The following is a 10,422-nucleotide window of genomic DNA, read 5'->3' as shown; positions in this document are numbered from 1 at the left end:
CGGAGCCACCGCCACCGTAGCCTGCGCCACCACCTGCGGAGATGACGGACTCGTAGCCGTTGAAGTTGAAGCCGATGGATTCGTACTCGAGAGCGTAGCCCTTACCGTTCTTGGTGCCCTCTTCCTTCTTGGTGCGATCGTTGTTGTCGATCAGGTAGGAGTAGGAGCCAACGCCGTCGCCACCGTTACCCTTGAAGCCGTCGCCACCCTGGTTACCGGACTTGGAGGAAGCGTAGATTTCCTGGTTGTTAGCGGAGGAGTAGCCCAGAACGCCGTTGGGGGACTTGCCGGAGGGCAGGTCGGTCTTGGAACCACCGTTACCACCGATACCTGCGGAGCCACCCTCACCTGCGTTAACAGTGGTGGTGACGGAGGTGTCAGCAGCGTAGGTCAGTGCACCCTGCTTACCTGCGGAACCTTCTGCACCATCAGCGGAACCACCGGTGGAACCGATAACGGGGTACACGTTGCGCTTTGCGCCGGAGGGCCACAGGCGACCTGCGTCAACTGCGCCAGCCGCAGCGTACTGCTCGTTGTTGTTAGCGCCACCGGAGTTCACGAAGCCAGCGCCACCGCCGCCACCTGCAACTGCAACGGGGGTACCGTTGATAACCAGAGCGGAGGAGCCACCACCGGATGCGGAGTAGATGATGCGCTTCAGGCTGGAGTCCTTCGGCCAAATAGCGTTGACGCGCTGCATGACGCTTGCGGGGATGGGGGTGGGCAGGTTGGAGGAACCGCCGTTACCGTAGCCCTCGCCACCCTCTGCGGGGGACAGGGGGCCCTTACCGATACCACCGGCTGCGCCGATGAGCTGAACGGTCTGGCCGGGCTTGACCTCGATGATACCGGTGATCTTAGCACCGGAGCCTGCTGCGATATCGTCGTAGTTGGTACCACCAGCGCCACCGACAACCTCGAACTTGATCTTGTCGACCAGCGGGGGAACGACGAAGGACTGGGTGCCCTTAGCACCCGAAGCGTTACCTTCAGCGGTGTAAGCTGCGGTGGACTCCCACTCACATTCGGTGGAGGAAGCAAAAGCGGGAACTGCAGCAGATGCTGCGACAACCGGAGCAGCCCATGCTGCGCCAGCGACAACCTTGCGGCGAGAAATGTTAGTAGACATGTATGTCCTTCGAGAGTGATGTCATTTTGAGGAATAAAAGTTATCACCCGCCGTCGTGCACGGCGAAGAACGTCACCTGATGAGATTCGAGTGAGTGAAGTAGGCTTGCGCCTAACCTCTGGTGATAACGACATAATGCTGTAACCGGTCCCCTGCATAGGGACTTTCGCGTTTCAGAGCGCTTGGTGTTCACTCTGCGAGGCCTTGCCTCCTGGACGCAGAATTTCGGTACAGCCAAAACTATACCCATCAAAGACCTGTACCGCAATGGTTCCAAAAATGGTTTGATGAGGGGGTTTCCCTTAAACTCTCCGCCTTGGTTGAAGGTTTTTCAACCAAAATAGGTTACTTAAGGGAGTTTCAAGTCTCTTAAACTCGAATTCGAACCCCATACAACCCCAAACTCTCAAGTTTTAGTTGAGGGAATATTTTTCGAAAAAGTAACCAAGGTCACTAAAAATAGGTGTTTTCGGCGTGTCATACTCACTCAAGCACACAACCCCACACGCAAACCCACAAAATATCCCTGCATGTGAGAGTAGAAAGAGGCTCCCAGCCCCGCCCCACCACCCCGATACACTGGAAACATGCCCCTCAAGCACACCGAACCCCAGAAGAACCCACAGCACAGCACAGAGACGGCCGGATCAGGCTACGCCGTAACGCATACCCGCGGCATCTCAGAAAGCATCGACCTGCCCGCCGATGCAATCACCGCCTCCAGCCGCGTGCAAAGCTACCTCAGAGACAACCGCGGCTGGATGAACATTATCGTCGTCGCGCACATGCAGTTCTTCTGCTGCGTACTCTCCGTTGCCTTCATCAATGGCTACGGCTGGATCCCGCTCATCTCCGCGCTCTGCAGCACCACCGCGCTCTACTTCCGCTACCGCTTCCCCTACGGCAGCATCTACGTGGTCATCGCGGCGCTCTGCCTCACCCTCCTGTCTCCCTTCCCCGACTCACTCGCAGTCACCTGCTACCCGCCGGTCACCCTCGCCGCCTACCATATCGGCAGGCACTGGACCCGCCGCGCCCGCTTCCGCGGCCTCATTCTCGGCTGGGTCGGCGCACTCGCCGTCACCGTGCAGGCCTCACTCTCATTCCTCTACCACTGGGACGACATACCCGCCCGCATCTTCATCTCCCTGATGCTCGGCGTGCTCTGCGGATCCATCTTCACCGTCTTCTGGTTCCTCGGCGACTCCCGCCGCATGCGCGAACTGCGCAGCGAAGAGTTCGAAGAACGCGCCCGCCGCCTCGAATACGAGCAGGAACAGGAACGCCGCCTCGCCGCGCAGGACGAACGCACACGCATCGCCCGCGAAATGCACGATATTGTGGCGCACTCGCTCTCCAGCATTATTTCCCAGGCGGATGGGGCACGCTACGCCGCCGCGAGCGCCCGCACCGCACGCGCCCAGCAGGCAGAGCAACCGGGTCAGGCTCAGCAGAGCGAACCGGATATTGCCGAGCAGACCCTCGAGCTCATCGCAGACACGGCACGCGACTCCCTCACCCAGATGCGTTCCCTACTCGGGCTACTGCGCACAGACGAGGCAACCACCTACGCACCCGTGCCCGCCCTCAGCGATGTACCCGCACTCGTGGAGCAGAGCCGCCGCGCCGGGCTACCCGTCACCTTCACCGGAATCACCGGCACCATGGCGCGCACCCTGCCGCAGGGTGCCGAGCTGGCGGCGTACCGCACCGTGCAGGAGGCGCTCACCAACGCACTCAAGCACTCCCCCGGCGCGGCAACCACCGTCACCATTCACTGGGGTGAGGACGGTCTGCAGTTGCGGGTTCAGAACGACCCGGTTTCCTCTGCCGTGGCTCAGCACATTGCCCGCCCTGTGCCCGGTAGCGGCAACGGTCTGCGCGGCATGAGCGAGCGCATCGCCCTCTACCACGGCACCCTCACCTACGGTCTGCAGCCTGACGGCGGCTGGCTCGTTGAGGCGGCGCTGCCCTACCGCGACCTCTAATACCCGTGCCCTCTACTACCTCGTGATCTAGGATTGAAACTATGTACTCTTCTGCACCACAGACTTCTGCGCCACAGACCACCCAGCCGATCCGCGTGATGCTCGTTGACGACCAGCGCCTAGTGCGCGGCGGCTTGAGCATGCTCGTCAACTCCCAGCCAGACCTGCAGGTCGTCATGGAAGCTGATGACGGCCTGGCGGCAATTGACGTTTTTGACCGCATGGTGTCTGAGGGGCAGGCGCCGCAGGTCATCCTCATGGATGTGCGCATGCCTCACTGCGACGGCCTGGAGGCGGCGCGCCGTATTCTGGAGCGTGACGGCGAGCGTGAAGTTTCCGAGGATGAACGGGTGCGCATTATTATGCTCACGACCTTCGATATTGATGAGTACGTGTATTCGGCGGTGCGTGCGGGTGCGAGCGGTTTCTTGTTGAAGGACACCCCGCCGGAGCAGCTGCTGGAGGCGATTCGTACGGTGCACCGCGGCGATGCGGTGATTGCGCCGTCTGCAACTCGCCGCCTACTGGAGCACATGATTCCGGTGCTGGACTCCCCCGCTCCTGTTGTTCCTACCGCTCCTGCCGTTCCTGCCGCTCCTGCCGCCGAGTCTGTTCCTGCTATTCCCCCGGCTGCTGGTTCTGAGCTTCCTAAGGCGACGTTTATTCCGGCTGAGCATGCAAGCTTTGAGACTGTGCAGGATTATCCGCATCGTGAGTTGATTGAGCAGTTGTCGCCGCGTGAGTTTGAGGTGCTGGGTTTGATTGCGCGCGGCTTGTCGAATGCGGAGATTACGCGGGAGTTGGTGCTTTCGGAGGCGACGGTGAAGACGCATGTGTCGCATGTGTTGGCGAAGTTGGGGGCGCGTGATCGTGTGCAGGCGGTCATTATGGCGTATGAGGCGGGTATCGCCCACTAGCGCTCCCTTATATAAGGGCACAGCAGAAATAGAGAGCACAACAGACTAGAGGACACAGTGAAGTCCCGGCGGGCGCCTCCTGATCGAGGCACCCTCCGGGGCTCTTTAGTTAAGTAGTTTCTTGTATCTCGTCGATGATTTGTTCAAAGTCGCTCATCAGCTCAGGCAACTTCTTATAGCGGCAACTCCACCATGTCTGGTTCTGCCTCCGCATAGATGCGGGGGCGCAACCGGGTGACCATATCAACGCTACGGCCGGTCAGCTGTTCAATGCGGTGCTGAGCATCGACCATCTGCATGAACTCGTCAAAAGGGGCTACCCCCGGCATCTGCACCAAAAAATCCAGGTCGCTGGTTTCGGTCAGCTCACCGCGGGCGGCGCTGCCGAAGAGTCGGGCACGGCGCACACCAGCGTCACGGAGGATCTGAAGAACCTCCGCTTCATGGGGTAGCGTGTACCCGCGACGCAGATTGGGGTGGCTAGTACTCATACACCCATCATACGCGCAAAGCCATGCTACAGGTCAGCTCCAAGAATCTGAGAGTACAAGCACGCCAAACTAGAGGACACAGTGAAGCCCCGGCGGGCGCCTCCTGATCGGGGGCACCCTCCGGGGCTTTCTCACGCCGAGTATCCGGGTTCGCCGGGTACTGTGACTATGCCGGGTTAGCCGCGCATACCCTCAACCGGGGACATGCGAGCCGAACGAGCCGCAGGCAGAGCCGAAGCGAGCATCGCGGCGAGCACACCCACCATGAGGATGACTACGTACCAGACGTACGGCAGGTCAAGCACGAGCGGGGCGGAAGCACTCATGGAAGACATAATAATCTGCGCCGAGAGGCTACCAATCACCGCACCGGAAACCATACCGAGCACCACTGCGGCGAGCGTAATCAGAATCGCCTCAATGGAAATCATACGGCGCAGCTGCTTGCGGGACAGACCCAGCGAGCGGAGCATCGCGTTCTCGCGGCGGCGTTCGTTGACCGACAGGGTCATCGTGTTCGCCACACCAATAATCGAGATGACCACTGCGAGCATGAGCATCACCAGGGTGAAGGTCAGCATAACGGTCAGCAACTGGTCGTAGGTCTGACGTTCCTGCAAGCCACCGGTGAAGGAGCTGTCCGGGCTGGCTCGGTTCAGGTCAGCCTGCAGGGTCGCGTTCTCGCTACTGGTCAGCGGGGAGGCGGCGCGCACCAGAACGACGGTGTCGTTACCGGTTGCCTGGCTGGTGACGGTCAGACGTGCTGCCTTCGTCTGAGCTTCCTGGTCACCGCTGGCGATTGCTTCTTCCATGCGCTTCTGAGCTTCCTCAGCGGCGGGGTTGGCAACCTTCTGCGGGTTCTTGGCGTCCTGCAGCTTGGCGGCGGTGGCAGGGTTGACGATCAGCAGGTTCTGCTTGGTTGCGGACTTGACGGGTTTGAGTTCCACTTCGCCGAGCGGGCCGTGTGCCTTCAGACGACTGGACTCATTCAATCCAGCGGACTTCCAGAGGCCCTGCGGCACGAGCACGGTGTCATCGGCAAGGTTCAAGTTTTCGCCCGGCAGGATTGCCTTCAGGTCGGAGGAGCTCAACGCCACCAGGTCGGAATTCTGGTTGGCGGTCTGGCCTTCGTACTCGACGGTGTAGTCAACCACACCGGCTGCGTAACCGACGGCGGACGCCTGAACGTTCTTAATACCCTTGACCTTGGAGGCGATTTCCTCCGCCTTGGTCACGGTGGAGGCAGCCTCGGACTGGTCATACGAGCTGTACTTTGCCTGCGCAGAAATCGGGTACTGCTGATCCAGGGCCTTGGTCAGCGAGGCGCTCAGCACCGAGTAACCGGTCAGCACAGTCGACACGACCAGGGTACCCACCAGCACGGCGCGGCCGGTGGAGACGGTGCGCTTGGGCGAACGCAGCGCGTTGGCGAGCGCCAGCTTGCCGGTCTGGGTGCGGGTGACCTTACCGAGGGCACGTACCAGCGGGGGCAGTACCAGCGGGGTGAGGAGAAAGACCGCGATACCGAGCAGCAGCGCGGCCCCCATCATGAGGAGGATGGCCTTATTGCCGGCACCCTCACCGGAACCCTGGTTCTGAGCCAGCATAGCCAGGCCGATACCTGCGGCACCGAAGACCAGACCCAGGATCGGGCCGACCTTGCCGGGCTTGCGCACCTCAAGGTTGGTGTGCTCGCTCATCGCGCTGATGGGCGAGATGCGCAGGGCGCTTCGTGCCGGGGAGAGCGACGCCAGAACCGTCACGATGGTGCAGATCAGGGTACTGATAATCACCGGGGTGATTGAGTACGAAATCATGATGGTGGTGAGGTTTGCGCCAACCAGCGCGCCAACCGGGTAGGTCAGCAGCGCACCGATGAGGGAGAACACCACGCCCACGGTAATGGATTCGATGAGTAGCATCCGTACAAGGGAGCCGCCGCGGGCGCCGAGGGTGCGCAGCAGAGCCAGCTCACGGATGCGCTGGCCGACCAGCACCGCGAAGGTGTTGGAGATGACGAAGGAGGAAACCAGCAGAGCCAGTGCCGCGAAGGCACCCAGGACCACGCTAATGGAGGTGAAGACCGTGGAGATACTCTTCTGGTAGTCTTCCAGCAGCTTCTGACCGGTCATAACGCGCGGGTCGTTCTTGGTGTCGCCGCTGCTGAGGGTATCCTGCAGGCTCTTGAGTTTGGCGTCGGTTACGCCGTCCTTGAACTTGAGGTAGATGAGGTTCGCGCCAGCCATGCCCCGGTATCCTGCCGCGGAGCTCTTGTTTTCTGTCTCGGCTGCTTTCAGGGTGGCTTCGCCGAGGCTGGTGCCGCCAATGAAGACAGCCTGGTTGGTGGTGGAGCCTTCAAAACCGGGGTCGAACAGACCGACGACGGTGTATTCGGCGGTCTTGTCAGTACCGGGAGCGCTGACGGATTCTACAACGTCGGTGCTGGTGACCTTGCCGTTCAGCGAGAGGTTGTGCTTCTTCGCGAAGTAGGTAGAGACCATGATTTCGTGGTCGCTACTGGGGATTTTACCCTGCACCTTGTACGGGAAGAGGCTCGAGTCGGCGGGCAGCTGGTTGTACTGCACGGGGGTTTTCTGATCGCCGGTACCGATCGAACCCGTGACGGCATACTGAACCCAGTAGCCGGAGAGCAGGTCGCTCTTTTCTACTTTCTGAATCTGGTCACGGGTCAGGTAGATAGAGGTGCTGTCTTTACCGTCGCTGGTTGTAGCGGCGGAGGCGACGACCGCCTCGGCGCGGGAGAGCACGTCACCAACGGAGGAGTTGACGGTCGCCTGCAACGAGTTGGTGAGCATCATAATGGCGGCGATGAAGAAGGATGAGATCGCGATGCCTATGCCCGTGAGGATGTATTTTCCTTTGGAGGCGCGCAGATTGGAGCGCGCCACCGTGTTCAGTGTGGTTGCCACGGCTTATCGACCTTCCAGCTGTGCCATTGCGCCGAGGACGGCGTCGTAGGTGGGTTCGATCATTTCGCCGGCGACCATGCCGTCCTTGATGAAGACCACGCGGTCTGCGTAGGAGGCGGCGTTTGCGTCGTGGGTGACCATGAGGATGGTCTGTGCGTGGTCGGTTGCGGCGGCACGCAGCAGGCGCAGCACCTCGGCGCCGGAGTTGGAGTCGAGGTTACCGGTCGGTTCGTCGGCGAAGACCACTTCGGGGCGTGCGAGCAGGGCGCGCACGATGGCGACGCGCTGCTGCTGACCGCCGGAGAGCTGTTCGGGGCGGTGGTCGAGGCGGGTTTCCAGGCCGAGGGTCTTGACCAGGTAGTCGCGCCACTGCGGGTCCGGCTTCTTACCGGCGAGGCCCAGCGGCAGGTCAATGTTCTGGCCCGCGGTGAGGGTGGGCACCAAGTTGAACGCCTGGAAGATGAAGCCGATGTGTTCGCGGCGGAATTCGGTGAGGGCGTTGTCCTTCAGGCCGAAGAGCTCGGTACCGCCAATACGGATGGAGGTTGCCGGGTTCGGGTCGGGGGTGTCCAGGGTTGCGATGGTCTGCATCAGCGTGGACTTGCCCGAGCCGGAGGGGCCCATAATGGCGGTGAACTTGCCCTGCTCAAAGTCGACGGAGACGTTGTTGAGGGCGTGGACGGTTGCTTCACCCATGCCGTAGGTTTTGGAAAGGTTTCGTGCGGAGACGGCGGGCTGTGCCGTCTGTGCGTGAGTAGTTGTCGTAGTCATAGTTCAATTATTTCACGCAGCATGGCGCTGACTACAGGGTTTTTCTCATCCTCCAGGTTGATTTTGGCGGGTGTTCACCGGGTCCTGACCTGCGGATGCGGGAGTTCCTCGCTCATTCCATGGGCTGAAATGAGCCTGAGGCGGGCTGGGCAGGGCGCGGGCCTCATCCTTAAGGATGAGTGGCGGCTCACCCGGCGTTCTCACCCTGCATCCTTACCCTGCTTCTCCGCCTCGCGCCTACACCTATATATGTATGCGAAAAGCCCCCGGTTCCTCCCCCAATCTGGGTGGGGAAGCCGGGGGCTTTCATAGACTATCCGTTACAGCGCTATCAGTTACGGCGCTGTCTCAGGCTCTGTCCGCTGATACTCAGGCAGCTGTTATGCCTTGGGTGCTTCGTAGCGGGGGAACACCGGTGCGGGTGCGGGCAGTTCGGTGCCGGGCACGAGTGCGGTGCCGAGGGCTGCGAACTGGCGTGCGTCACCTTCGGGTACGCCGAGCAGGGTCAGCAGCTTGGCGGTCGAGTCGGGCATGACGGGCTGCAGCAGCAGGGCTACCTGGCGTACGACCTCAAGGGTTACGTACAGTACGGTGTTCATGCGGTCGAGTTCGCCGTTCTTGCGCAGGGTCCAGGGTTCCTGTTCTGCGAAGTAGGCGTTGGTGTCTGCGAGGACGGTCCAGATGCGTTCCAAAGCGCGGTGGAATGCCTGCTCGTCGAAGTCTGCACGGACGGGCTCGTAGAGGGCTGCCGCCTGGTCGAGGATCTGGCGGTCAGCTTCGGTGAATTCGCCGTGGGTGGGGACGGCATCGCCGCAGTTCTTGGCGACCATGGACAGGGAACGCTGGGCAAGGTTGCCGAGGTTGTTTGCCAGGTCGGAGTTGATGCGGTTGATGATGGACTCTTCGGAGTAGGAGCCGTCCTGACCGAAGGACACTTCACGCATGAGGAAGAAGCGGACCGCGTCCAGGCCGAACGCGTTGACAAGGTTTGCGGGGTCGACGACGTTACCGACGGACTTGGACATCTTCTCGCCGTTGACGAGCAGGAAGCCGTGGCCGAAGACGCGCTTGGGCAGTTCGACTCCGGCGGACCACAGGAATGCGGGCCAGTAGATGGAGTGGAATCGGGTGATGTCCTTGCCGATGAGGTGCAGGTCGGCGGGCCAGTACTTGGTGAACAGCTCGTTGTCGGTGTCGGGGTAGCCGAGGCCGGTGAGGTAGTTGGTGAGGGCGTCGACCCACACGTACATGACGTGCTTGTCGTTGCCGGGTACGGGTACGCCCCAGTCGAAGGTGGTGCGGGAGATGGACAGGTCATTGAGGCCGCCCTTGACGAAGGAGATCAGTTCGTTGCGGCGGGATTCGGGGTAGACGTAGCCTTCGTTGGCGTAGAGTTCGAGGAGCTTGTCGCCGTACTTGGAGAGGCGGAAGAAGTAGGATTCTTCTTCGGTCCATTCGACTTCGGTGCCGGTGGTGATGGCGTAGCGCTGGCCGTCGCGGACTTCAGTTTCGTCTTCTGCGTAGTAGGCTTCGTCGCGTACGGAGTACCAGCCGGCGTACTTGTCGAGGTAGATGTCGCCGTTTTCTTCCATGCGCTTCCAGATGGCCTGGGATGCGACATAGTGGTCGGGGTCGGTGGTGCGGATGAAGCGGTCGTAGCTGATGTTCAGCGCGTCGTTCATTGCTTTGAAGCGTGCGGAGTTCTCGTCGGCGAGTTCCTTAGCGGTCTTACCGAGCTTCTCGGCGGTGGTCTGCATCTTCTGGCCGTGCTCGTCGGTGCCGGTCATGAAGCGCACGTCGAAGCCGTCGAGGCGCTTGAAGCGGGCTAGCACGTCGGCTGCGATGGTTTCGTAGGCGTGGCCGATGTGCGGGTTGCCATTGGGGTAGGAGATGGCGGTGGTGATGTAGAACGGAGTTGCAGTCATAACTTTCAGTTTACCGCAGTCTTAGGCTAGGCTCTCACCGGGGTTACACTCTGATACGCGGTGGCTTATTGCTTGTGGGTGGAGGCTGCCACGCCGCATGTTTCCTCCGCGCCACATGCAAAACGCCAAATCACCAAGCAACACACTAAAAGGCGACAGCCCTCCCCCGCACCAGTTCGCTAGGCACGGGGCGCACGCCCAAACCACGAACCACCCGGCGGGATTAGCTCGAGGTTCGGCACCCTCCTCGCTCCTACAGGGGCACCCGCCC

At 61.1% G+C, this 10,422-nt stretch carries 7 protein-coding genes; 2 read left to right on the top strand and 5 right to left on the bottom strand.

What is annotated here, in order from left to right:
- Nucleotides 1–1,129, bottom strand: a 1,129-nt coding sequence (locus HMPREF2980_RS05040) for a hypothetical protein (RefSeq protein ID WP_070690484.1), incomplete at its 3' end; no start/stop codon positions are given.
- A 587-nt stretch (nt 1,130–1,716) separates the two neighbouring features.
- Here HMPREF2980_RS05040 and HMPREF2980_RS05035 point away from each other — a divergent pair.
- Together HMPREF2980_RS05035 and HMPREF2980_RS05030 are read left to right on the top strand one after the other, a co-directional pair.
- Entirely contained in the window at nt 1,717–3,117 is a 1,401-nt protein-coding gene (locus HMPREF2980_RS05035) for a histidine kinase (protein ID WP_193388447.1), read from the top strand.
- Between the two features lie 41 nt (nt 3,118–3,158).
- Nucleotides 3,159–4,034 (top strand): response regulator, encoded by an 876-nt coding sequence (locus HMPREF2980_RS05030; RefSeq protein ID WP_070690480.1) that lies wholly within the window; start codon nt 3,159–3,161, stop codon nt 4,032–4,034.
- A 173-nt stretch (nt 4,035–4,207) separates the two neighbouring features.
- On the opposite strand, the gene HMPREF2980_RS05025 is transcribed toward HMPREF2980_RS05030, so the two are convergent.
- The 4 genes from HMPREF2980_RS05025 to metG all read right to left on the bottom strand — a co-directional run bounded on the left by HMPREF2980_RS05025 (nt 4,208) and on the right by metG (nt 10,151).
- Complete coding sequence (locus HMPREF2980_RS05025; protein ID WP_005505534.1) at nt 4,208–4,525, bottom strand: nucleotidyltransferase family protein; 318 nt, start codon at nt 4,523–4,525, stop codon at nt 4,208–4,210.
- Between the two features lie 176 nt (nt 4,526–4,701).
- A complete protein-coding gene (locus tag HMPREF2980_RS05020; protein WP_070690476.1) occupies nt 4,702–7,455 on the bottom strand; it encodes an ABC transporter permease in 2,754 nt (917 codons plus the stop codon).
- A gap of 3 nt (nt 7,456–7,458) precedes the next feature.
- Nucleotides 7,459–8,226 carry an ABC transporter ATP-binding protein gene (locus HMPREF2980_RS05015; protein ID WP_049356607.1) on the bottom strand — a complete coding sequence of 256 codons (768 nt, stop codon included), beginning with the start codon at nt 8,224–8,226 and terminating at the stop codon, nt 7,459–7,461.
- Nucleotides 8,227–8,606: 380 nt separating this feature from the next.
- Nucleotides 8,607–10,151, bottom strand: a complete 1,545-nt coding sequence (metG, locus tag HMPREF2980_RS05010; protein ID WP_070642680.1) for a methionine--tRNA ligase — start codon at nt 10,149–10,151, stop codon at nt 8,607–8,609.
- Nucleotides 10,152–10,422: the final 271 nt, after the last annotated feature.

The organism is Rothia sp. HMSC076D04 (assembly GCF_001814645.1).
In the GTDB taxonomy this organism is placed as follows: domain Bacteria; phylum Actinomycetota; class Actinomycetes; order Actinomycetales; family Micrococcaceae; genus Rothia; species Rothia mucilaginosa.
The sequence above is the reverse complement of the archived record's forward strand: the minus strand, read 5'-3'. Positions and strand labels throughout refer to the sequence as shown.